This is a genomic window from Streptomyces sp. XD-27 (assembly GCF_030553055.1).
Taxonomy (GTDB): domain Bacteria; phylum Actinomycetota; class Actinomycetes; order Streptomycetales; family Streptomycetaceae; genus Streptomyces.
Map to the genome: position 1 here is coordinate 4215014 of NZ_CP130713.1, position 26393 is coordinate 4241406.

Here is a 26393-nt window from a genome sequence, read left to right on the forward strand (position 1 = left end):
AGCACCACTAGCACCACCCGTTGGTCCAAGCACCACCTGTTCGAGGAGGCCCTGGTGAATGACGTCGACAAGCTCCGGTCTTACTTGCGACGCGCCGTCGACGATGCGCAGGCCCTGCGCGAGCAGGTGCACGACCTGGAGGAGTCCAGGCGCGAGCCCATCGCGATCGTGAGCATGGCCTGCCGCTATCCCGGAGACGTCCGCGCCCCCGAGGACCTGTGGCACCTCGTCAGCGAAGGCGTCGACGCCATCACCGACTTCCCCACCGACCGGGGCTGGGACGCCGAGAAGCTCCTCGATCCCGACCCGGACCGACCCGGCGCCTCCTATGTCACCAAGGGCGGATTCCTCTCCGACGCGGCCGAGTTCGACCCCGCGTTCTTCGGGATCAGCCCGCGTGAGGCGACGGCGATGGACCCGCAGCAGCGGCTGCTCCTCGAGACCTCCTGGGAGGCGTTCGAGCGGGCGGGCATCGACCCGGTCGCGCTGCGCGGCAGCCGGACCGGCGTGTTCGTCGGCGCCATGACCCAGGAGTACGGCCCTCAGTTGCACGACGGCGCCGCCGGGTTCGACGGGTACCTGTTGACCGGCAACACCGCGAGCGTCGCTTCCGGCCGTGTCTCCTACGCCTTCGGGTTCGAGGGTTCGGCGGTGACGGTGGACACCGCCTGCTCCGCGTCGCTGGTGGCCATCCATCTGGCCGCGCAGGCGCTGCGCAACGGCGAGTGCTCGCTGGCCCTGGCGGGCGGCGCCACCGTCATGGCGACGCCGGGGATGTTCGTGGAGTTCAGCCGCCAGCGCGGTCTCGCGGCGGACGGGCGGTGCAAGGCGTTCGCCGAGGCGGCGGACGGCACGGCCTGGGCGGAAGGCGTGGGACTGCTGCTGCTCGAGCGTCTCTCCGACGCGCGGAAGAACGGCCACCAGGTCCTTGCCGTCGTACGCGGCTCGGCCGTCAACCAGGACGGCGCCAGCAACGGCCTCACCGCCCCCAACGGGCTTTCGCAGGAGAGCGTGATACGCCAGGCCCTGGCCGGCGCGGGCCTTTCGGCGCAGGATGTCGACGTCGTCGAGGCCCACGGCACGGGTACGACGCTCGGCGACCCGATCGAGGCGCAGGCGCTGCTTGCCACGTACGGCCAGGACCGGCCGGAGGACCGGCCGCTGTGGCTGGGTTCGCTGAAGTCCAACATCGGCCACAGCCAGGCCGCGGCGGGCGTGGGCGGCGTCATCAAGATGGTCATGGCCATGCGGCACGGGGTGCTGCCCCGCACGCTGCACGTGGACGCGCCGTCCTCGCACGTGGACTGGGCCGCGGGAGCGGTGGAACTCCTCACCGAGAACCGGGCCTGGCCGGGGACCGACCGGCCGCGCCGTGCTGGGGTGTCGTCGTTCGGCGTCAGCGGCACCAACGCGCATCTCATCGTCGAGCAGGCCCCGGAAGGCGGCGACGCCGCCGACGAGGGCGTGCCGGGACCGGTCGTGGTGACGGATGGGACGCTGCCGTGGGCGGTGTCGGCGAAGTCGCAGGACGCGCTGCGGGACCAGGCGCTCCGACTTCTCGACCACCTCGACCGTCACCCGCGGGCGACACCCGCTGAGATCGGCCACGCGCTGGCAGCGGGCCGTTCCGTGTTCGACCACCGGGCCGTGCTGGTGGGCCGCGAACTGGCGGACTACCGGGCCGCGTTGGCGGCGCTGGCCGCAGGTGAGCCCTCTCCGGGCGTGGTCGCCGGTGCGGTGGCCGCCCGGCCTGGGAAGACCGTGTTCGTCTTCCCCGGGCAAGGGGCGCAGTGGGTCGGCATGGGCGTGGAGTTGATGCGTACCTCGCCGGTCTTCGCCGAGCATCTGACGGCGTGTGCGGCGGCGCTTGAGCCGTTCACCGGCTGGAACTTGATCGACGTACTCAGCCAGGCGGAAGGCGCCCCCGGCTTCGACCGGGTGGATGTCGTACAGCCCGCCCTGTGGGCGATGATGATTTCGCTGGCCCGGCTGTGGGAGCACTTGGGCATCACGCCGGATGCGGTGGTGGGTCACTCGCAGGGCGAGATAGCCGCCGCGCATATCGCGGGTGTGCTGTCGCTGGAGGACTCCGCGCGCGTCGTGGCGTTGCGTTCTCAGGCCATCACCGACATCGCGGGCCGGGGCGGGATGGTCTCGCTGCCGCTGCCCGCGGCCGAGGCCTCCGAGCTGATCGGGCGCTGGCAGGGGCGGCTGGCCATCGCCACGGTCAACGGGCCGTCGGCCACCGTCGTCGCCGGTGACGTCGACGCCCTTGAGGAGCTGCTTGCGCACTGCGAGGCCCAGGGCATCCGGGCCCGCCGCATCCCCGTGGACTACGCCTCCCACACCTCGCACGTCGAGGCGCTCCACGACCAGTTGCTGGATGTGCTCGCACCCATCGAGCCCCGGCCCGCCACCGTCGCGTTCTACTCCAGCGTCACGGGACACCTCGGCGGGCCGATGGCCGACACCACGGTGATGGGCGCCCAGTACTGGTACGACAACCTGGCCACCACCGTGGACTTCCAGGCCGCGACCCGTTCCCTCCTTGACGACGGGCACACCCTGTTCATCGAGGCCAGCCCGCACCCGGTCCTGACCCACCCCCTCCAGGAGACCGCCGAGAACCACCCGGTGGGTGACCGGGCCCTGGTCACCGGCACCCTGCGTCGCGACGAGGACTCCTGGCAGCGCGTACTGACCTCCCTGGCGACCGCGCACACCCACACCACCGCCGACTGGGCGGCCTTCTACCCCGCCACCCGGCCCACCCACCTCGACCTCCCGACCTACCCCTTCCAGCACCAGCACTACTGGATGGAGTCGTCCGGGGGCACCGCAGACGCGGTCGCGGCCGGACAGGCGGCGGTCGAACACCCGCTGCTCGGTGCGGCGGTGGAGCTGGCGGGCACGGGCGGCACCGTGCTGACCGGTCGGTTGTCGCTGCAGACGCACGGCTGGCTGGTCGACCACGCGGTCTCCGACACCGTTCTGCTGCCCGGCACGGCCTTCGTCGAGATGGCACTCCGCGCGGGTGACGAGGTGGGCGGCGACCACCTTGAGGAACTTACCCTGCAAGCACCGCTCGTGCTGTCCGCGACCGGCGGCGTCCAGTTGCGGGTGGAGGTCGGCGAGGCCGACGACGCCGACGACGCCGGACGGCGATCCGTGAGCGTCTACTCCCGGCCCGACGGCGAGGGGACGGGTGTGCCCTGGACCTGCCATGCCACGGGCGTGCTCGCCTCCGGCGGTCCGGCGCCGTCCTCGTGGGATCCCAGGGTGTGGCCGCCCGCCGAAGCGGCGCCGGTGGACACCGATGAGCTGTACTCGTCGCTTGCCCTCATCGGGTATCAGTACGGCCCCGCCTTCCAGGGACTGCGGGCGATGTGGAAGCGAGGGCAGGAGGTGTACGCCGAGGTGGCGCTGCCGGAGGAGCGGCTCGCCGACGCGACCGCCTTCGGCATCCACCCCGCGCTGCTTGACGCGGCCCTGCACGCCGGGCTCACCCCGGACGGCCCGGGGACCGGGCGGGGAACGGAGCCGCCGAGGCTGCCGTTCGTGTGGTCCGACGTACGGCTGCACGCGAACGGCGCCACGAACGTGCGGGTGCGGCTGACCCCGGCGGGCCACGACGCCCTGGAGGTGGAGGTCGCCGACACCGAGGGCGCGCTGGTCGCGTCGGTCGGTTCGCTGACGCTGCGGCCCGTCGACCCCGCGAAGCTGGGCGGGGCTCGGGACGTGCGCAACGACGCGCTGTACCGCATGGAATGGGTGAGCCGGTCGGTGCGGGACGCCGCTGGGAACCCGGTCGCCCCGTGGGCACTGGTGGGCGACGACGGACTCGGTCTCGGCACCGTGGTGGACGGTGCGCGGCTGCATCGGTACGCGGACCTGACCGCGCTCAGCGACGCGTTCGAGGAACTCGCCACCACCGACGCCGACTCCCGGCCCGAACTCGTCCTGGCCTGCCATCTGCCCGACGAACACGCCACGTCCGGCGATCCCGCCGCCGCCCGCGCCGAGCTGCTCAAGGCGCTGTCCTTGGTGCGGTCGTGGCTCGCCGACGAGCGGTTCGCCGACACACGCCTTGTGCTGGTCACCCGCGGCGCGGTGGTGACCGGCCACGCGGAGCGGCCGGACCTCGCCTCCGCTCCGGTGTGGGGTCTGCTGCGCACCGCGCAGACGGAGAACCCGGACCGCTTCGTCCTCGTGGACGTCGATGAGGACGAGCGTTCCCTGCGAGCCCTGCCCGTCGCGCTCGCCTGCGGCGAGCCGCAGATGGCGGTGCGCGGGGGAGCGGTCCTGGTGCCACGGCTCGTCCGGGCCGAGACCGACGGCGCGCTGGCACTCCCCCAGGAGCAGGGGGCGTGGCGGCTGGACGCGACCGGCCGCGGAACGCTGGACGAGCTGTCCCTGGTGGCGGCCCCCGACGCGGCGGAGCCGCTGCTGCCGCACCAGATCCGCGTCGCCGTGCGAGCGGCGGGACTGAACGTCCGGGACGTGTCGAGCGCACTCGGCGCCACCCCGGAGTACGGCTCCACCATGGGCATCGAGGGCGCCGGGGTGGTGACCGAGGTCGGCTCGGACCAGACCGGGCTGCGGCCCGGCGACCAGGTGATGGGCCTGCTGCCGGGGGCGTTCGGCCCCGTGGCGGTCACCGATCACCGCCTGGTCGTGCGGATCCCCCACGGCTGGTCGTTCGAGGACGCGGCGTCGGTGCCCATGGCGTTCGGGACGGCGTACCACGGCCTGGTGAACCTGGCGGGGCTGCGGCCGGGCGAGTCCCTGCTCGTGCACGCCGCCGCCGGAGACGTGGGTACGGCCGCGGTCCAACTGGCGCGGCATCTGGGCGCGGAGGTGTTCGGCACGGCGAGCACCAGCGAGCGGGACGCCCTGCGGGCGTACGGGCTCGACGACGAGCACATCGCGTCGTCGCGCACGCCGGAGCTGGCGGAGCGGCTGCTGTCCGCCACCGACGGCCGGGGCGTCGACGTCGTACTGGGCGTCGATGTCGTACCGGGCGGCCAGGACCGGGAGTTCATGGACGCCTCGCTCCGGCTGCTGCCGCCCGGGGGCCGTTTCGTGGCGACGGGCAGGACCGACGTATCCCACTCGCGGGAGACCGACGCCCCCGACCCGATGGAGACGGCCGGGACCCACCCCGGCGTGGAGTACCAGGCGTTCGACCTGATCGAGGTGGCCCTCGCGGAGCCGGAGCGGTTCCAGCAGACGCTCACCGAGATCGTCGCGCTGTTCGAGCGCGGTGCCCTGCGGCACGCGCCGGTGCGGGCCTGGGACATGCGGCGGGCGCCGGAGGCGTTCCGCGCGCTCAGCCAGGCCCAGCACGCCGCAAAGACCGTACTGACCACGCCACCGGTGTGGGACCCCGAAGGCACCGTACTGATCACCGGCGGCACCGGCACGCTGGGCGGGCTGCTCGCCCAGCACCTGGCCACCGAGCACGGGGTGCGGCACCTGCTGCTGGTCAGCCGCCGCGGGCCCGGGGCCGAAGGAGCCGGGGAACTGGTCGAGCGGCTGGCCGGGCTCGGGGCGACGGCCACGGCGGTGGCGTGCGACGTCTCCGACCCCGACGCGCTGTCCGACCTGCTTGAGGCGATACCGGCCGAGCACCCGCTGACCGCGGTCGTGCACACGGCGGGCGTCCTTGACGACGGCCTGGTCTCCGCGCTGACGCCCGAGCGCCTCGACGCGGTGCTGCGGCCCAAGGCGGACGCGGCCTGGCACCTGCACCGGCTCACCCAGGACCGGGATCTTGCGGCGTTCGTCCTGTTCTCCTCAGTGATGGGCGCGCTCGGCGGCGCCGGGCAGGGCAACTACGCGGCGGCGAACGTCTACCTCGACGCGCTGGCCGCGCACCGCCGGGCCCAGGGACTCCCGGCCACGTCGCTCGCCTGGGGCCTGTGGGACCAGCGCAGCGATATGACGGGGGAGCTGGACCGGGCGGACCTGGCGCGGATGACCCGCGTCGGCCTGACGCCTCTCCAGTCACAGGAGGGGCTCGCCCTGTTCGACGCGGCCGTCGCCCGCAACGAACCGACGCTCGTTCCCGCGCGCCTGGACACCGCACGGCTCGCCCAGGGCCAGAACGGTGCGCTGCCCGCGGTGCTCGGCGCCCTGGTGCGCCCCCGCGCCACCCGGCGCACCGCCGCGGCCGGTTCGGCGGGCGGTGCCGTGGGCGGGCAGCGGTTCGCCGGGATGTCCGCGGCCGAGGCGGAGCGCGAGCTGACGGAGATGGTGCGTGCTCACGCCGCGACAGTGCTTGGGCACGCGACCCCGGAGGCGGTCCGGCCGGACAGCACCTTCAAACAACTCGGCTTCGACTCACTGTCCTCGGTCGAGCTCCGCAACCACCTCAACGCCGCCACGGGCCTGCGCCTGTCACCGACAGCCGTCTTCGACTACCCGACGCCGTCCGCGCTGGGCCGCCATCTGCGCGGTGAGCTGCTCGGAGAGGCGGTGTCCGGCGCCGAGCCCGTGGTCGTGGCTGCCGCGCTGGACGAGCCGGTGGCCGTGGTGGGCATCGGCTGCCGACTTCCCGGCGGCGTGGGATCGCCGGAGGAGCTGTGGGAGCTGGTCGCGTCCGGCAGTGAGGCGATCTCCGGATTGCCGACGGATCGCGGCTGGGACGTCGAGGGGCTCTACGACCCCGATCCGGACCGCTCGGGCAAGAGCTACGTCCGCGAGGCGGGCTTCCTCTCCGACCCGGCGGCGTTCGACGCCGGATTCTTCGAGATCAGCCCGCTTGAAGCGACGGCGATGGACCCGCAGCAGCGACTGCTCCTCGAGACCGCCTGGGAGGCGATCGAACGGGCGGGCATCGACCCGACCGCGCTGCGCGGCAGCCGGACCGGCGTCTTCGTCGGCGCCATGACCCAGGAGTACGGCCCGCTGCTCCATGAGTCCGCGGAGGGCCTGGACGGCCTGCTCCTGACCGGCAAGATAGCCAGTGTCATCTCCGGTCGACTGTCCTACTTCCTCGGGCTCGAAGGCCCGGCGATCACCGTCGATACGGCGTGCTCGTCGTCTCTGGTGGCGTTGCACCAGGCGGCGCAGGCGCTGCGTCAGGGCGAGTGCACCCTCGCGGTGGCCGCCGGTGTGTCCGTGATGACCACCCCGGGTGTGTTCACCGAGTTCAGCAGGCAGCGCGGTCTCGCGCCCGACGGGCGGATCAAGGCGTTCGCGGCCGCCGCCGACGGCACGGGCTGGGGCGAGGGCGCGGGTGTCCTCCTCCTGGAACGCCTCTCCGACGCACAGCGCAACGGGCACCCCGTGCTCGCCGTCATCCGCGGCTCGGCCGTCAACCAGGACGGCGCCAGCAACGGCCTGACCGCTCCCAACGGGCCTTCGCAGGAGCGCGTCATCCGGCAGGCCCTGGCCAACGCCCGCCTCACCCCGGACGAGGTCGACGCGGTCGAGGGGCACGGCACGGGTACGACGCTCGGCGACCCGATCGAGGCGCAGGCGCTGCTTGCCACGTACGGCCAGGACCGGCCGGAGGACCGGCCGCTGTGGCTGGGTTCGCTGAAGTCCAACATCGGCCACACCATGGCGGCCTCCGGCGCCGCCAGTGTGATCAAGATGGTCATGGCCCTGCGGCACGGGGTGCTGCCCCGCACGCTGAACGTGGACGCGCCGTCCCCGCACGTGGACTGGACCATGGGCGCGGTGGAGCTGCTGACCGAGGCACAGTCTTGGCCGGAGACGGGACGCCCGCGCCGTGCTGGTGTGTCGTCGTTCGGCATCAGCGGGACCAACGCGCACTTGGTGCTTGAGCAGGCCCCGCAGGGCGGGGGCGCCGCTGGCGCGGATGTGCCGCGTCCGGCGGTGACGGCGGACGGGCCGGAGGCGGCGGACGGGCCGGTGCTGACGGACCGGCCGGTGCCGTGGCTGGTGTCGGGTAAGAGTGCGGCGGCGTTGGGGGCGCAGGCGGGGCGGTTGGCGGGCTTCGTGGCCGCCGGTGCGGACCTGTCGGCGGCTGATGTGGGGTTGTCGCTGGCGGTGTCGCGGTCGGCGTTCGACCACCGGGCGGTGGTGATCGGCCGCGAACTGGCCGACTTCGAGGGCGCGTTGGCGGCGTTGGCGGCGGGTGAGCCTTCTCCGAGTGTGGTCGCTGGTGCGGTGGCTGCTGAGCCGGGCAAGACGGTGTTCGTGTTCCCCGGACAGGGGTCGCAGTGGGTCGGCATGGGCGTGGAGTTGATGCGTACCTCGCCGGTCTTCGCCGAGCATTTGTCGGCGTGTGCGGCGGCGCTTGAGCCGTTCACCGGCTGGAACTTGATCGACGTACTCAGCCAGGCGGAAGGCGCCCCCGGCTTCGACCGGGTGGATGTCGTACAGCCCGCCCTGTGGGCGATGATGATTTCGCTGGCCCGGCTGTGGGAGCACTTGGGCATCACGCCGGATGCGGTGGTGGGTCACTCGCAGGGTGAGATCGCTGCCGCGCATATCGCGGGTGTGCTGTCGCTGGAGGACTCCGCGCGGGTTGTGGCGTTGCGTTCTCAGGCCATCACCGACATCGCTGGCCGGGGCGGGATGGTCTCGCTGCCGCTGCCCGCGGCGGCGGCTGAGGAGCTGATCGGGCGCTGGCAGGGCCGGGTGGTGATCGCCGCGGTGAACGGGCCGTCGGCCACCGTCGTCGCCGGTGACGCCGACGCCCTTGAGGAGCTCCTTGCGCACTGCGAGGCCCAGGACATCCGGGCCCGCCGCATCCCCGTGGACTACGCCTCCCACACCTTCCATGTGGAGGCGCTGCAGGACCAACTCCTTGAGCTGCTGGCACCCGTTGAGCCCCGACCGGCGACGGTGGCGTTCTACTCGACGGTGGCCGGGCACGTGGGCCGGCCGATGGCCGACACCACGGTGATGGGCGCGGCGTACTGGTACGAGAACCTGCGCACCCCCGTGGCGTTCGAGCAGACCATCCGCACCCTCCTTGACGACGGCTTCCGGGCCTTCGTGGAGCCCAGTGCTCACCCAGTGCTGACGTCGGGCCTCATGGGCACCGCGGAGGCCGCCGGGACCGAGGTCGTGGCCGTGGGCTCACTGCGTCGCGACGAGGGGGGCCTGGAGCGGTTCTACGCCTCCGTCGGTGAGGCGTGGGCGCGGGGCGTGGACGTCGACTGGCCGGTGGTGTTCGAGGGCCGGGCGGCACGCGTCGTCGACCTGCCGACCTACGCCTTCCAGCACCAGCGGTACTGGCTCGGGGCCTCCGGAAGCGCGGGGAACGTGATCGCGGCCGGACAGGCGGTGGCCGGATCGGCGGCCGGTTCGGTGGGCGCTGTCGCAGGTGGGCAGCGGTTCGCCGGGATGCCCGTGGCCGAGGCGGAGCGTGAGCTGGCGGAGGTCGTGCGTGCGCACGCCGCGACGGTCCTCGGGCACGCGACCCCGGAGGCGGTCCGGCCGGACAGCAAGTTCAAGGACCTCGGCTTTCAGTCGCTGTCCGCGGTGGAGCTGAGCAACCGTCTGAGCGCGACCATGGGCATGCGCGTGCCGACGACGGCGGTCTTCGACTACCCGACACCGAACGCGTTGGCCCGCCATCTGCGTGGTGAGTTGCTCGGTGAGGCGGTGTCCGGCGCTGAGCCGGTGGTGGTGGCTGCCGCGTTGGACGAGCCGGTGGCCGTGGTGGGCATCGGGTGCCGACTTCCCGGGGGCGTGGGATCGCCGGAGGAGTTGTGGGATCTTGTCGCGTCCGGCAGCGAGGCGATCTCCGGATTGCCGACCACCCGCGGCTGGGACGTCGAGGGGCTGTACGACCCCGATCCGGACCGCTCGGGCAAGAGCTACGTCCGCGAGGGCGGGTTCCTCTCCGACGCGGGCGGGTTCGATGCCGGATTCTTCGGGATCAGCCCGCGTGAGGCGACGGCGATGGACCCGCAGCAGCGGCTGCTCCTCGAGACCTCCTGGGAGGCGTTCGAGCGGGCGGGCATCGACCCGACCGCGCTGCGCGGCAGCCAGACCGGCGTGTTCGTCGGTGCGGTGTCGATGGGCTACGGCCCGCACCTGCACGAGGCCGCCGAGGGGACGGACGGTCTCCTGGTGACCGGCACGATGACCAGTGTGATCTCGGGTCGGCTGGCCTACTTCCTTGGGCTTGAGGGCCCGGCGATCACGGTTGATACGGCCTGTTCGTCGTCTCTGGTGGCGTTGCACCAGGCGGCGCAGGCGCTGCGTCAGGGCGAGTGCACCCTCGCGGTGGCCGCCGGCGTGTCGGTGATAGCGACTCCGGGTGTGTTCACCGAGTTCAGCAGGCAGCGGGGGCTCGCGCCCGACGGGCGGATCAAGGCGTTCGCGGCCGCCGCCGACGGCACGGGCTGGGGCGAGGGCGCGGGTGTCCTCCTCCTGGAACGCCTCTCCGACGCGCGGAAGAACGGCCACGAGGTCCTTGCGGTCGTACGCGGCTCGGCCGTCAACCAGGACGGTGCGAGCAACGGCCTCGCCGCTCCCAACGGGCCTTCGCAGGAGCGCGTCATCCGGCAGGCCCTGGCCAACGCCCGCGTCCAGGCCGACGAGGTCGACGTCGTCGAGGCCCACGGCACGGGTACGACGCTCGGCGACCCGATCGAGGCGCAGGCGCTGCTTGCCACGTACGGCCAGGACCGGCCGGAGGACCGGCCGCTGTGGCTGGGCTCGCTGAAGTCCAACATCGGCCACCTGGGGGCCGCGGCGGGTGTGAGCAGCGTCATCAAGATGGTCATGGCTCTGCGGCACGGAGTGCTGCCCCCCACGCTGAACGTGGACGAGCCGACCCCGCACGTCGACTGGACCACGGGCGCGGTGGAGTTGCTGACCGAGGAGCGGTCCTGGCCGGACACCGGCCGCCCGCGCCGCGCGGGCATCTCCGCCTTCGGTGTCAGCGGCACCAATGTCCATCTCATCGTCGAGCAGGCGCCGGAGATCGAGGGCGCCGCCGACGAGGAGGTGCCGGGTCCTGTGGTGCTGACGGACGGGACGCTGCCGTGGGTCGTGTCGGCGAAGTCGGAGGCCGCGCTGGGGGAGCAGGCGCGTCGCTTGCTCGACCACCTCGACCGTCATCCCCAGGTGACGCCCGCTCAGATTGGGCATGTGCTGGCGGCGGGTCGTTCGCTGTTCGATCACCGCGCCGTGGTGATCGGCCGGGAGCCGGCCGACTTCAGGGGCGGCCTGGCCGCGCTGGCCGCCGGTGAGCCCACCGCCCATGTCGTGACCACAACGGTGGCCGCCGAGCCGGGCAAGACGGTGTTCGTGTTCCCCGGACAGGGGTCGCAGTGGGTCGGCATGGGCGTGGAGTTGATGCGTACCTCGCCGGTCTTCGCCGAGCATTTGTCGGCGTGTGCGGCGGCGCTTGAGCCGTTCACCGGCTGGAACTTGATCGACGTACTCAGCCAGGCGGAAGGCGCCCCCGGCTTCGACCGGGTGGATGTCGTACAGCCCGCCCTGTGGGCGATGATGATTTCGCTGGCCCGGCTGTGGGAGCACTTGGGCATCACGCCGGATGCGGTGGTGGGTCACTCGCAGGGTGAGATCGCTGCCGCGCATATCGCGGGTGTGCTGTCGCTGGAGGACTCCGCGCGCGTCGTGGCGTTGCGTTCTCAGGCCATCACCGACATCGCTGGCCGGGGCGGGATGGTCTCGCTGCCGCTGCCCGCGGCGGCGGCTGAGGAGCTGATCGGGCGCTGGCAGGGCCGGGTGGTGATCGCCGCGGTGAACGGGCCGTCGGCCACCGTCGTCGCCGGTGACGCCGACGCCCTTGAGGAGCTCCTTGCGCACTGCGAGGCCCAGGACATCCGGGCCCGCCGCATCCCCGTGGACTACGCCTCCCACACCCCGCACGTCGAGGCCCTCCACGACCAACTCCTCGAGCTGCTCGCACCCATCGAGCCCCAGCCCGCCACCATCGCGTTCTACTCCAGCGTCACCGCCCACGCCAACGGCCCGATGGCCGACACCACCGTGATGGGCGCGGCGTACTGGTACGAGAACCTGCGCACCACCGTGGCCTTCGAAGCCACCGTCCACGCCCTGCTTGACGACGGGCACACCCTGTTCATCGAGGCCAGCCCGCACCCGGTCCTGACCCACCCCCTCCAGGAGACCGCCGAGAACCACCCGGTGGGCGAGCGGGCCCTGGTCACCGGCACCCTGCGTCGCGACGAGGACTCCTGGCAGCGCGTACTGACCTCCCTGGCGACCGCGCACACCCACACCACCGCCGACTGGGCGGCCTTCTATCCCGCCACCCGGCCCACCCACCTCGACCTGCCCACCTACCCCTTCCAGCACCAGCACTACTGGCTGCTCGACACCACCACCGCCACCGACCCCCACACCCTCGGCCTGCGCGCCACCGAACACGGGCTGCTCGGTGCCGCCGTCGCCCTCGCGGACGGCGACGGCCACCTGTTCACCGGGAGCCTGTCGCTGCGCAGCCACCCCTGGCTGGCCGACCACGCCGTGTACGAAACGCCGCTCGTGCCCGGCACCGCGTTCGTCGAACTCGCCCTCCACATCGGCGAGATCATCGACGCTCCGCACCTGGACGACCTGACGCTCGAAGCGCCTCTGACGCTCCCGGCCGTAGGCGGTTTCCACGTGCAGGTGCGTGTAGCCGCACCCGACGGCGAAGGCCACCGAGCCTTCACCGTTCACTCCCGGCCCGACGACGCCACACCCGACTGGCCGTGGACCCGCCACGCCACCGGCTCCCTCAGCCCCCAGCCGTCCGCCACACCGGACACGGCGCAGTGGGCGGAGCCGACGGCATGGCCGCCGACCGGCGCCACCGTCCTGCCCGCCGACACCCTCTACGACCTCATCGCCGGGTTCGGCTACCACTACGGCCCCACCTTCCAGGGCGTGACCGCCGCCTGGCGCCAGGGCGACACCCTCTACGCCGAGGTCACCCTCCCCACTAACAAGACCGACAACGCCGACACCACCGACGCCGACCAGTACGGCATCCACCCCGCCCTCTTCGACGCCGCACTCCACGCGACCGTCTTCGACCGCTCCGAGCAGGGCTCGGACGAGGTGCCACTGCTGTTCGCCTGGTCGAACGTCCAGTTGCACGCCGTGGGCGCCCGGACACTGCGCGTCCGGATCACCCGTACTGACGCGGGAGCCCTGCACGTCAGGCTCGCCGACCCCGCCGGACGGCCGGTCGCCGAGGTGGAGTCCCTCGGCATGCGGCCGATCACCGCCGAGCAGTTGGCGAAGGCGGTCGCTTCGGGCGCGGACGACCACCTGTTCCGCCTGGACTGGGTCCCCACGCCCGGCGCGGAGGACCTCAAGGCCGACCGGGTGGCGTTCCTGGGCACCGACGCTCCCGCGGCGCTGGTCGAGGCGCTGCCCGAGGGCGTCGCGGTCGCAAGCCACCCGGAGCTGGCGACCCTCCTGGCGGACGACACCGCCGCCCTCCCGGACCTGGTCATCGCCACCGGCCTGCTGGGCCGTTCCGGCCCGGCCGAGGACGTCCCCGGCTCCGCGCGTAAGGCCGTTCAGTACGCCTTGGACACGGTCAAGTCGTGGCTGGCCGAGGAGCGGCTGGCCGACAGCCGACTGGTGTTCGTCACCAGGCGAGCCGTAGCGGTCCACGCCGGGACCGAGTCGCCAAGCCCCGCGGACGCCGCCGTCTGGGGTCTGATCCGTACGGCTCAGACCGAGAACCCGGGCCGTATCACCGTGATCGACCTCGCGGACGCGAACACTGTCTCCGCCGAGTCGTTCCGTGCGGCGCTGGCAGGGGGCGAGCCGCAGGTGGCCCTCCGCGACGGCGATCAGCAGCAGGGCGATCAGCAGCGGTTGTACGTCCCCCGGCTCGCGCGGCAGACCCCGCCCGACGACGCCACCGTGCCGGAGCCCGCCGCGGGCGGCACCGTCCTGATCACCGGCGGCACCGGCACCCTGGGCTCGATGTTCGCCCGCCGCTACGCGATGGCCACGCCGGCTGGTCATCTGCTGCTGACCAGCCGGCGTGGCCTTGACGCTCCGGGTGCACCCGAACTCGCCGCCGAACTGACAGAGTTGGGCGTGGGAGTCACCATCGCCGCGTGTGACATCGCCGACCGCGACGCGCTCGCCGCGCTGCTCGCGGGCATCCCCGACGAACACCCCCTCACCGCCGTCGTGCACAGCGCAGGCGTCCTCGACGACGGCACCGTCACCTCCCTGACGGCGGAGCGCGTCGACCACGTGTTCCGCCCGAAGGTCGACGCCGCCTGGCACCTGCACGAACTCACCCGCGACACGGACCTCGACGAGTTCGTCCTCTTCTCCTCCGTAGCGGGAGTCCTAGGCGCCCCGGGACAGGGCAACTACGCCGCGGCGAACGTCTTCCTCGACGCGCTGGCCCAGCGCCGTCGCGCCGACGGCCTGCCCGCCACCTCGCTGGCCTGGGGCTTCTGGGAACAGCGCAGCGACATGACCGGCCACTTGGACGACGCGGACCTGACCCGCGCCGCCCGCCTCGGCATCAAGCCCATCACGGCGGAGGAGGGTCTCGCGCTGTTCGAGGCCGCCCGCGCCACACGCGGCGCCTGCCCGATCCCCGCCAAGATCGTCCCCAGCCTGCTCCGTCCGCACCTGGAGACCGGCACCGTTCCCGCCGTACTCCAGGGCCTCGTACGGGCACCCGTCCGCAGGGCGAGCGCCGCCACGGCGACCAACACCGCCGACCTCCGCGACCGCCTGGCCCGCCTCTCCCCCGAGGACGCCGAGGACACCCTCGCCACCCTCGTCCGCACCGAGGTCGCCGTCGTCCTCGGCCATGCCACACCCGACACCATCAACCCCACCCAGGCGTTCAAGGACCTGGGCTTCGACTCGCTGACCGCGGTCGAGTTCCGCAACCGCCTCAACGCCGCCACCGGCCTCCGACTCCCCGCCAGCCTCGTCTTCGACCACCCGACCCCGCGCCGCCTGGCCGCCCACCTCCACGCCACTCTCGCCCCGACCGCCCCCGCGCCCGCCGCCGCCCCGGCCACCACGGTCGTCGGCGCCGCCGACGAGCCCATCGCGATCGTGGCCATCGGCTGCCGGTACCCGGGCGGAGTGCGATCCGCGGACGACCTGTGGTCCTTGGTGGCGAGCGAGTCGGACGCCGTCGCGGAGTTCCCGACCACCCGCGGCTGGGACATCGAGAAGCTGTACGACCCCGACCCCGAACGACCGGGCAGGACCTACGTCCGCGAGGGCGGTTTCCTCTACGACGCCGACGGCTTCGACCCCGCCTTCTTCGGCATCAGCCCCCGCGAAGCCCTCGCCATGGACCCCCAGCAGCGCCTCCTCCTCGAGGTCGCCTGGGAAACCATCGAACGCGCGGGCATCGACCCCAACACCCTCCAGGCCACCCCCACCGGCGTCTTCACCGGAGTCATGTACGGCGACTACGGCAGCCGCCTCAGCTCCGTCCCCGAAGACCTGGAGGGCTACCTGCTCAACGGCAGCGCGGGCAGCGTCGCCTCCGGCCGTGTCTCCTACACCTTCGGGTTCGAGGGTTCGGCGGTGACGGTGGACACCGCCTGCTCCTCCTCGCTGGTGGCCATCCACCTGGCCGCGCAGGCGCTGCGCAACGGCGAGTGCTCGCTGGCCCTCGCGGGCGGCGCCACCGTCATGGCGGCGCCCGATGTCTTCATCGAGTTCAGCCGCCAGCGCGGTCTCGCGGCGGACGGGCGGTGCAAGGCGTTCGCCGAGGCTGCGGACGGCGCGGGCTGGGCGGAGGGCGTGGGGCTGCTGCTCCTCGAGCGCCTCTCCGACGCGCGGAAGAACGGCCACCAGGTCCTTGCCGTCGTACGCGGCTCGGCCGTCAACCAGGACGGTGCGAGCAACGGCCTGACCGCTCCCAACGGGCCTTCGCAGGAGCGCGTCATCCGGCAGGCCCTGGCCAACGCCCGGGTCCAGGCGGAGGAGATCGACGTGGTCGAGGCCCACGGGACCGGAACCACCCTCGGTGACCCGATCGAGGCGGGCGCGCTCCTTGCCACCTACGGCCAGGACCGGCCGGAGGACCGGCCGCTGTGGCTGGGTTCGCTGAAGTCCAACATCGGTCACGCCCAGGCCGCGGCGGGCGTGGGCGGCGTCATCAAGATGGTCATGGCCATGCGCCACGGCGTGCTGCCGAAGACGCTGCACGTGGACGCCCCGTCCCCGCACGTGGACTGGGAGTCCGGGGCCGTGGAACTGCTGACCGAGGCACAGCCTTGGCCGGAGACGGGGCGCCCGCGCCGTGCTGGGGTGTCGTCGTTCGGCGTCAGCGGCACGAACGCGCATCTCATCGTCGAGCAGGCCCCGGAGGGCGGCGACGCCGCCGATGAGGGCGTGCCGGGGCCGGTCGTGGTGACGGATGGGACGCTGCCGTGGGCGGTGTCGGCGAAGTCGCAGGACGCGCTGCGGGACCAGGCGCTCCGGCTCCTTGACCACCTGGACCGTCACCCGCAGGTGACGCCCGCTGAGATCGGCCACGCGCTGGCAGCGGGCCGTTCCGTGTTCGACCACCGGGCCGTGCTGGTGGGCCGCGAACTCGCGGACTACCGGGGCGCGTTGGCGGCATTGGCCGCCGGTGAGCCTTCTCCGAGTGTGGTCGCTGGTGCGGTGGCCGCTGAGCCGGGCAAGACGGTGTTCGTGTTCCCCGGACAGGGGTCGCAGTGGGTGGGTATGGGTGTGCAGCTCATGGCCGCCAGCCCCGTCTTTGCTGAGCACTTGTCGGCGTGTGCGGCGGCGCTTGAGCCGTTCACCGGCTGGAACTTGATCGACGTACTCAGCCAGGCGGAAGGCGCCCCCGGCTTCGACCGGGTGGATGTCGTACAGCCCGCCCTGTGGGCGATGATGATTTCGCTGGCCCGGCTGTGGGAGCACTTGGGCATCACGCCGGATGCGGTGGTGGGTCACTCGCAGGGTGAGATCGCTGCCGCGCATATCGCGGGTGTGCTGTCGCTGGAGGACTCCGCGCGGGTTGTGGCGTTGCGTTCTCAGGCCATCACCGACATCGCTGGCCGGGGCGGGATGGTCTCGGTGCCGCTGCCCGCGGTGGCCGCTGAGGAGCTGATCGGGCGCTGGCAGGGCCGGGTGGGGGTGGCCGCGGTGAACGGGCCGTCGGCCACCGTGGTCGCCGGTGACGCGGACGCGCTTGAGGAGCTGCTTGCGCACTGCGAGAGCGAGGGCGTCCGGGCCCGTCGTATCCCGGTTGATTACGCCTCCCACACCTTCCATGTGGAGGCGCTGCAGGACCAACTCCTTGAGCTGCTCGCGCCTGTTGAGCCCCGTCCGGCGACGGTGGCGTTCTACTCGACGGTGGCCGGGCACGTGGGTCAGGCGATGGCCGACACCACGGTGATGGGCGCGGCGTACTGGTACGAGAACCTGCGTACCCCCGTGGCGTTCGAGCAGACCATCCGCGCCCTGCTTGACGACGGGCACACCCTGTTCGTCGAGTCCAGTCCGCACCCGGTCCTGAACCACCCGCTCCAGGAGACCGCCGAAGACCACCCGGTCGGCGAGCGGGCCCTGGTCACCGGCACTCTGCGCCGTGACGAGGACTCCTGGCAGCGCGTGCTGACCTCCCTGGCGACCGCGCACACCCACGCCCCTGTCGACTGGGCGGCCTTCTACCCCGCCAACCGGCCCGCCCACCTCGACCTGCCCACCTACCCCTTCCAGCACCAGAGCTACTGGCTGCTCGACACCGGCAAGGCCGACGCCGACCGTGCGACCAGCGTCTCCGCGGACCCGGTCGAGGCCAAGTTCTGGGACGCGGTCGAGCGGGAGGACCTGGACGCGCTGATCAGCACGCTGGGCCTCGACGGCATGGAAGGTGAGCGCGACGGCGTGAGCACCGCCCTTCCCGCCGTGCTGTCCGCCATGGCGTCGTGGCGGCGCCGCCGCCTGGACCGGTCGGCGCTGGCAAGCTGGCGCTACCGCGCCACGTGGAAGCCGCTGCTCGGCATCGGCACCGGGGCGACACGGGCATGGGAAGGCAGCACCTGGCTGGTGGTCGTCCCCGAGGCGGCGGCCACGGACCCCGCCGTGGAGACGGTGCTCGACGCCCTACGGCAACGCCGTGCCCGGGTGATCCGATGGGACGTCGCGTCGGCCGACCTGCGCAGCCGCACCACGCTCGGCCGACGGCTCGCCGACACGCTCGCGGAGGAGGCCGCCCCGGCCCGCCTCACCGGCGTGCTCTCGCTCGCCGCGCTCGTTGACGACGGCCTCGGCGCCGCGCACGAGCCGGTCTCCGACGGCCTCGCGGGCACCGTCGCCCTGGTGCAGGCGCTGGATGACGCGGGCGTCGAGGGCAGGCTGTGGTTCCTGACCAGCGAGGCGGTGTCCACGGGGGCCGCCGACGCCGTCACCAACCCGCTGCAGGCCCAGATCTGGGGCCTGGGCCGGGTGGTGGCCCTGGAGCGGCCGGAACGCTGGGGCGGACTCGTGGACGTGCCCGCCAAGCTGGAGGGGCGCGCCGCGCACCTGCTGTGCGCGGCCCTCGACGACGCCGTAACCGGAAACCGCGGCGAGGACGAGGTGGCGGTGCGCACCTCCGGAGCGTTCGGCCGCCGCCTCGCGCGGGCACCGCTGGGTGACGTCCCGGCGGAGGACTGGCGCCCACGCGGCACCGTCCTTGTGACGGGCGGCGCGGGCGCCGTCGGAGCCCACACCTGCCGTTGGCTGGCCCGGGCTGGCGCGCCCCACATCCTGCTGGTCGGCAGGCGCGGCAAGGACGCGCCCGGCATCGCGGAACTGGAGGCGGAGCTGACGGAACTCGGCTCGCGCGTCACCGTGGCCGCCGCCGACGTCGCCGACCGGGACGAGCTGCGGAAGCTGCTGGCTTCGATACCGGAGGAGCACCCGCTGACCGCGGTGATCCACAGCGCGGCGGTGCTCGCGGACGGGCTGCTGGAGCAGCTCACGGCGGAGCAGTTGGAACAGGTCCTCAGGCCCAAGGTGGCCGCCGCCACGGTGCTGCACGAGCTCACCGCCGACCTGGACCTGGACGCGTTCGTGCTGTTCTCCTCGGCCGTCGGCAGCATCTGGGGCAGCGGCGGGCAGGGCGGATACGCCGCGGCCAACGCCTTCCTCGACGCGCTGGCCGAGGTGCGGAGGGCGGCCGGGCTGCCCGCGACCTCCGTGGCCTGGGGAGCCTGGGGCGGCGGCATGGTGACCGACGAGGTGACGGAACGCCTGCGCGGGCAAGGACTGCCGCCGATGGCTCCCGAGAAGGCGATGGCGGCCCTCGCCGCCTCACTGGGCAGGGACGAGACACAGGTGATGGTGGCCCAGGTGGAGTGGGCGGACTACGCGCCCGTCTTCACCGCGACCCGCCCCAGCTTCCTCATCGCCGACCTCCCCGAGGTCGCCGTGCCCACCGCGGCGCACCCCGGCGACCCCGGCGCAGAGACGTCGGAAGGCGACCTGATGGCCAAGTTGAAGGGGCTGTCGGGGGGCGAGCTGGACGAGGCCCTGCTGGACACCGTCCGTGCGCACGCCGCGGCGGTCCTCGGCCTGAACGGGCCGGACGCGATCGGCGCCGAGCGGGCGTTCAGCCTGGTCGGATTCGACTCGCTGACGTCCGTGGAGCTACGGAACCGGCTGCGGCGCGTGACCGGGCTGCCCCTGCCCAGCACGCTGCTCTTCGACTATCCGACGCCGGTCGTCGTGGCGGGTTACCTGCGGGAAGAACTGTTCCCCGAGCAGACGGCCGACGCCGGGGCGAACGGTGCGGATCACGCACCGAAGAACGGCGACGCATCGGCGCTGGACGAGATGGATGTGAACGACCTGGTGCGTATGGCGATGGACAACGTGCCCGACGAGACCCGGAGGTCATGATGGCTGAACCGAACGATGCCGTCGTCGAGGCATTGCGAACCTCTCTCAAGGAGAACGAACGCCTGCGCGGCGTGAACGCCGAGCTGTCCGCGGCGGCACACGAGCCCATCGCGATCGTCGGCATGAGCTGCCGCTATCCCGGCGGAGTGCGCTCACCGGAGGACCTGTGGGAGCTGGTCGCCGCCGGGCGGGACGCCATCTCCGGCTTCCCGCGCAACCGCGGCTGGGACGTCGACGGTCTCTACGCGCCCGAGCCGGGCACCCACGGCAAGTCGTACGTACGAGAAGGCGGCTTCCTGTACGACGCGGACGAATTCGACCCGGCCTTCTTCGAGATCAGCCCGCGCGAGGCGATGGCGATCGAACCGCAGCAGCGCCTGCTGCTGCAGTCCTCGTGGGAGGCGATCGAGCGGGCCGGCATCGACCCGACGACGCTGCGCGGCAGCCGCACCGGAGTCTTCGTGGGGATCGCGCGCCAGGAGTACGGGCCGGCGCTGCACGAGTCACCGGAAGCGCTCGAGGGCTACCTGATGATGGGCACCTCGGTCGCGGTCGCCTCCGGGCGCATCTCCTACGTGTGGGGATTCGAAGGACCGGCCGTCACGATCGACACGGCGTGCTCGTCGTCGCTGGTGACGATGCACATGGCCGCGCAGGCGCTGCGCAACGGCGAGTGCTCGCTGGCCCTCGCGGGCGGCGCGACGGTCATGGCGATGCCCGGCGTGTTCATCGAGTTCAGCCGCCAGCGCGGTCTCGCGGCGGACGGGCGGTGCAAGGCGTTCGCCGAGGCGGCGGACGGCACGGCCTGGGGCGAGGGCGTGGGGCTGCTGCTCCTCGAGCGCCTCTCCGACGCGCGGAAGAACGGCCACCAGGTCCTCGCCGTCATACGCGGCTCGGCCGTCAACCAAGACGGCGCTTCCAACGGCCTGACCGCCCCCAACGGCCCCTCCCAGCAACGCGTCATCCGCCAGGCCCTGGCCAACGCGCGGCTGACGGCGGACCAGGTGGACGCCGTCGAGGCGCACGGCACGGGCACCACCCTCGGCGACCCCATCGAAGCGCAGGCGCTCCTCGCCACCTACGGCAAGGACCGGCCCGTTGACCGGCCGCTGTGGCTGGGGTCGGTGAAGTCGAACATCGGCCACCCGCAGTGCGCGGCGGGCGCGGCGGGCGTCATCAAGATGGTCATGGCCATGCGCCACGGCACCCTGCCGAAGACGCTGCACGTGGACGAGCCGACGTCGCATGTGGACTGGTCGGCCGGCGCGGTGGAACTCCTCGCCGACAAGCGGCCGTGGCCGCAGACCGACGACCGGCCCCGGCGGGCCGCGGTGTCGGCGTTCGGCGTGAGCGGCACCAACGCGCACCTGATCCTCGAGCAGGCACCCGAGCAGGAGACCGCGCCCGAGCAGCCGACGGCGCCCGCCACCGTCGATCACGTGCCGGGCGGCACCGCCGGGCTGGTGCCGTGGGTCGTGTCGGCGCGGTCGGAGGACGGCTTGCGGGCCCAGGCGGAGCGACTGCGCGACTTCGCCGCCGCCGACGCGGGCCTGGACATCGCCGACGTCGGCTGGTCGCTGGTGTCGAGCCGGGCGCGGCTTGAGCACCGCGCGGTGGTCATCGGCCGTGACCGGGACGAGTTGCTGAGCGGTCTCGCGTCGTTGAGCGACGGCGCGGAGTCCGCCCGGGTGGCGCGTGGCGTCGCGGGCAGACTCGGCGCTTCCGCCTTCATGTTCCCGGGGCAGGGCGCGGGCTGGGCCGGTGTGGCCCGGCAGATGTACGACGCCTTCCCCGTCTTCGCGCAGAGCCTCGACGAGGTCTGCGCACGCTTCGACACCCACCTGCCCTACGAGCTGAAGCCCCTGCTCCTCGCCGACGCGCTCGCGGAGGACCAGGCCCAGCGAACCGACATCGCACAGCCCGCCCTCTTCGCCCTGCAAGTCAGCCTGTACCGGCTCATGACGCGGTACTGCCCGCGGCCGGACCGCCTGATCGGCCACTCGGTCGGCGAGATCACCGCCGCCCACGTGTCCGGCGCCCTCGACCTGGACGGCGCGACCAGGCTCGTGGCCGCTCGCGGACGGGTCATGCAGACGGTCACCGAGCGGGGCGCCATGCTGGCGGTGCGCGCCTCGCGAGACGAGGTGAGCGCCCTGCTCGGCCCGTACGACCGCATCGGCGTCGCGGCGGTCAACGGTCCGGAGTCGGTGGTGGTCTCGGGCGCCCGCGACGAGGTCCTCGCACTCCGGGACCGGCTCGTCGCCGACGGCACGCAGGCGAAACCACTGAAGGTGGACCACGCCTTCCACTCCCCGCTCATGGACCCGATCCTGGACGAGTTCGCGGCGTCGATCGACGCTCTCCCCGCGGGCGAGACGACGATCCCGGTCGTCTCCACGAGGCTGGGCCGCGAGGCCACGCTGGCGGAGCTGACGTCCGTCGAGCACTGGGTGAACCACGTCCGCGAACCCGTCCGCTTCTTCGACGCGGTGGAGCACGCCCGTGCGGCCGGTGCCCGCGTCTTCCTCGAAGTGGGCCCCGGATCGGCACTCGCGAGCATCACCAAAGAGGCCTTCGCCAGCGAGGGCGTGGACGACGCGGTGGTCCTCTCGGCGTCGCGGCGGGACCGCGAGGCACCGGAGGCCCTCATCGGCGCGCTGGCCCAACTCCACGTCCGGGGCGGGTCCGTGGACTGGGACGCCCTGTTCGGGACACGCCGACGGGTGGATCTTCCGACGTACGCGTTCGAGCGGCAGCGCTACTGGCTGGACCCCTCGGCCGCCGCGGGCGCCGCGGACGTGGCCTCCGCCGGTCTCTCGGCCCCGCAGCACCCGCTGCTCGGTGCCGTGGTGGACCACCCCGGCACCGGCGAGGTGGTGTTCACCGACCGGTGGTCCCTGCACACCCACGACTGGCTGGCCGACCACGCCGTGTTCGGCGCGGTCGTCGTACCGGGAACGGCCTACCTGGACCTGGCGCTCTGGGCGGGCGACTCCGTCGGGTGCGCGGCGATCGAGGAACTCTCCTTGGAAGTTCCCCTGATCCTGCCCGGCACGGGTGACGTGCAGGTGAGGGTCGTCGTCGGCGCGGCGGACGAGACGGGCCACCGCTCCCTGGACGTGTACTCGCGCTCCGGCGACGACGGCCGGACGGTGGGCGGCTGGACCCGGCACGCGACGGGCAGCCTGGCACCGGACGCACCGCGACCGGCCGAGCGGACCGAAGACGCGCGCTCACTCGCCGCATGGCCACCGGCCGGGGCGAAGCAGCTCGCCATCGACGGCTTCTACGACTCCCTCGCGGACACCGGCTTCGACTACGGTCCGACCTTCCGCGGGCTGCGAGAGGTGTGGCAGCACGGCGACGACCTCTACGTCCTTGCCGCACTGCCCACGACCCACGACGTGTCCGCCGACGGGTTCGCGCTGCATCCGGCGCTGATCGACTCGGTGCTCCACGCGGTGGCGGTCGGCGGCGTCCTCGACGTGACCGACGGCCAGGGCTGGATGCCGTTCTCGTGGTCCGGGGTGGACCTGACCGGGCAGTGCGGCCCGAGCGTGCGGGTCCGCATGACCCCGGCGGGCGAAGGCGTCGTGTCCTTGACGATCGCCGACGAACACGGCCGCGACATCGCGCACGTCGCGGCCCTGACGTTCCGACCGGCAGGCCCCGAGCACCTGCGCTCGGCACGAGGCGGGCACCAGCGATCGCTGTACGAACTGCGATGGCTCCCCCTCCAGCGGGGCACACGAGAAACCCACCGCGGACAGTGGGGCGTTCTCGGCGCCCGGGACGGCCTGGCCTCCCGGCTCTCCACGGCGGTGCCGTACGCGTCCCTGGACGACGTCCTCCAAGGCGAGGTCCCCCGGCACGTCGTCCTGTGCCTGGACGACTTCGTCACCGCGGGCACCGACCCGCTCGCCGAGGTCACCGACGCGGACACGCGCGTCCTCGACTGCGTCCAGCGGTTCCTCGCCGAGGAGCGGCTCTCCGGATCCACGCTGGTGGTGCTGACCCGGCTGGCCCTCGACACCGGCGGTGGGGAGAGCGTCGAAAGCCTCCCCGGCGCGTCCGTGTGGGGCCTGATCCGGTCCGCCCAGACAGAACACCCCGGCAGGTTCCGGCTGGTGGACATCGACGACGACGAGACGTCCTGGGCGTGCTTCCCCGACGTGCTCACCCTCGGCGATGAACAACTGGCGCTGCGCGGCGGCACGTACCTCATCCCGCGCATGGCACCGGCCGCACCCGCCGACCACCAGATCGAGCCGCCCCCCACCGGCGCTCACCGCCTCGGCATCCCGGTCAAGGGCACGCTGGAGAACCTGACCTGGGTGCCGTGCCCCGAGGTGCTCGAGCCCCTGACGAGCGGGCAGGTCCGCATCGCCGTGCAGGCCGCCGGGCTCAACTTCCGGGACGTCACGATCGCCCTCGGCCTGGTGGAGCGGACCGCCTTCGGCGCCGGAATCGGCAGTGAAGGAGCCGGAACGGTCCTCGAGGTGGCCGACGACGTCACCGGTCTTGCGCCGGGCGACCGGGTCATGGGCGCGTTCTCCGGCGCCTTCGGGCGCGTGGCCGTGACCGATCAGCGCCTGCTCGTGCCCATCCCCGACCGATGGAGCCACGCCGAAGCGGCATCCGTGCCGAGCGCCTTCCTCACCGCCTACCACGCGCTCTTCCACGTGGTGAAGCTCGAAAAGGGCCAGCGCATCCTCATCCACGCCGCGGCAGGCGGCGTCGGCATGGCCGCCGTCCAACTGGCCAAGCACGTCGGCGCCGAGATCTACGCGACCGCGAGCCCGGCCAAGTGGCCCGCCCTGCGCGCCCTCGGCCTGGACGACGAACACCTGGCGTCGTCGCGGGACCTGGAATTCGAGGACAAGTTCCGCGCCACCTCGGACGGCCGCGGCGTCGATGTCGTCCTGAACTCCCTCGCGCACGGATTCGTCGACGCCTCGCTGAGGCTGCTCCCCAACGGCGGGCACTTCATCGAGATGGGCAAGACCGACATCCGCGCCCCCCAGCAGGTGGCGGCCGACCACCCCGGAGTCGACTACCAGGCCTTCGACCTCTCCGAAGAAGACCTGGACGCGACCCACGAGCGGCTCCGAGCCCTCATGGAACTCTTCGCCGACGGGCGGATCCACCTGAACCCCCTCTCCGTACGGAGCATCCGCGACGCGCGCAAGGCGTTCCGCGACATGAGCCAGGGCCGCCACGTCGGCAAGCTGGTCCTCGAGGTCGGCGACGCCTTCGGCGGCGGCACCGTCCTTGTCACCGGCGGGACCGGGGGAGTGGGCGCGCTGGTGGCACGGCACCTCGTCGCCGAACACGGTGTGCGGAGCCTGGTCCTCGCCAGCCGTAGCGGAACGGCGGCCGACGGGGCTCCCGAGCTGGTCTCGGACCTGGAAGGGGCAGGCGCGACGGTCACGGTCGTGGCCTGCGACGTCGCGGACCGGGCCGCCGTCGCGGACCTGCTCGCGGACCTGCCTCGGCAGCACCCGCTGACGGCGGTCGTGCACGCGGCGGGCACGCTCGCCGACGGCACCGTCGAGTCACTGACCGCCGAGAGCCTCGAACGCGTGCTGCGGGCCAAGGTCGGCGGCGCGGTCAACCTGCACGAGCTGACCCGGGACCACACCCTGTCGGCGTTCATCCAGTTCTCCGCCCTCGCGGGCACGCTCGGCAGCGCGGGACAGGCGAACTACGCCGCGGCGAACACCTTCCTGGACGGTCTCGCGGCACAGCGCAGGGCGTCCGGCCTGGCCGGCACGTCGCTGTGCTGGGGCTGGTGGGAGCAGCGCAGCGGCATGACCGCGGACCTGGACCAAGCCGCCCTCTCCCGGTCCCGGCGCCTCGGCGTCGCCGCGATGCCGACGCCCGAAGCGCTGGCCCTGTTCGACTCGGCCCACGCGATCGGCACACCCGTACTCATCCCGGCCCGGATGGACCTGGCCGCGCTGCGCAACATGACCGGCGACGAACTGCCGCCCCTGCTGCGCGACCTCGTCGACGGCGGCCGTCCACCCCGTGGCCGGACGAGCACCACCGGCGACAGCGGCCCCTCGGCCTGGCCACCCTGCCACAGGACGAGGCGGCGGCAGTTGCCCTCACGTGGGTCCGCGAACAGGCCGCCATCGTGCTCGGACACCCCACCAGCGAGGGCGTCGACGCCGACCAGGCGTTCACCCACCTCGGATTCGACTCGCTGACCGCGGTCGAACTGTGCAACCGCCTGGCTTCCTCGACCGGACTGCGCCTGCCGTCCACGCTCGTCTTCAGCTACCCCACACCCCGCGAGCTGAGCCAGCACATCTGCGGTCTGCTGCGTCCGGCAGCGGACCCGCAGGCGGCCGATGACGCGCGGATCCGAGACGTACTACGGACCGTCTCGATCGAAAGCCTGCGCAACGCGGGCCTATTGGAACGGGTCCTGGCGTGCGCCGACCCGTCTCCCACGGGCACCCACGGACCCGCGCCCGACGCGGCCCCCGACGCGGGCACGGGCGCGGACGAACTGGGGGACCTGGACCTGGAAGCACTGGTCGATCTGGCTCTGGACGAGAGGGACAAGTGAC

At 72.8% G+C, this 26393-nt stretch carries 3 protein-coding genes; all 3 read left to right on the plus strand.

Annotated features, from left to right (window positions below):
• Window positions 1-54 precede the first annotated feature (54 nt).
• The 3 genes from Q3Y56_RS18105 to Q3Y56_RS18115 are packed head-to-tail and all read left to right on the plus strand — an operon-like array spanning window position 55 to window position 26392.
• Window positions 55-19815: a type I polyketide synthase gene (locus tag Q3Y56_RS18105; RefSeq protein ID WP_369696761.1), complete on the plus strand. Its 19761-nt coding sequence runs from the start codon at window positions 55-57 to the stop codon at window positions 19813-19815.
• Entirely contained in the window at window positions 19815-26027 is a 6213-nt protein-coding gene (locus Q3Y56_RS18110; RefSeq protein ID WP_304462952.1) for a type I polyketide synthase, read from the plus strand. Before Q3Y56_RS18105 ends, Q3Y56_RS18110 begins: the two co-directional genes overlap by 1 nt.
• A complete protein-coding gene (locus tag Q3Y56_RS18115) occupies window positions 25955-26392 on the plus strand; it encodes an acyl carrier protein (protein WP_304462953.1) in 438 nt (145 codons plus the stop codon). The genes Q3Y56_RS18110 and Q3Y56_RS18115 overlap by 73 nt, the downstream gene beginning before the upstream one ends.
• The last annotated feature ends 1 nt before the right edge of the window (window position 26393 follow it).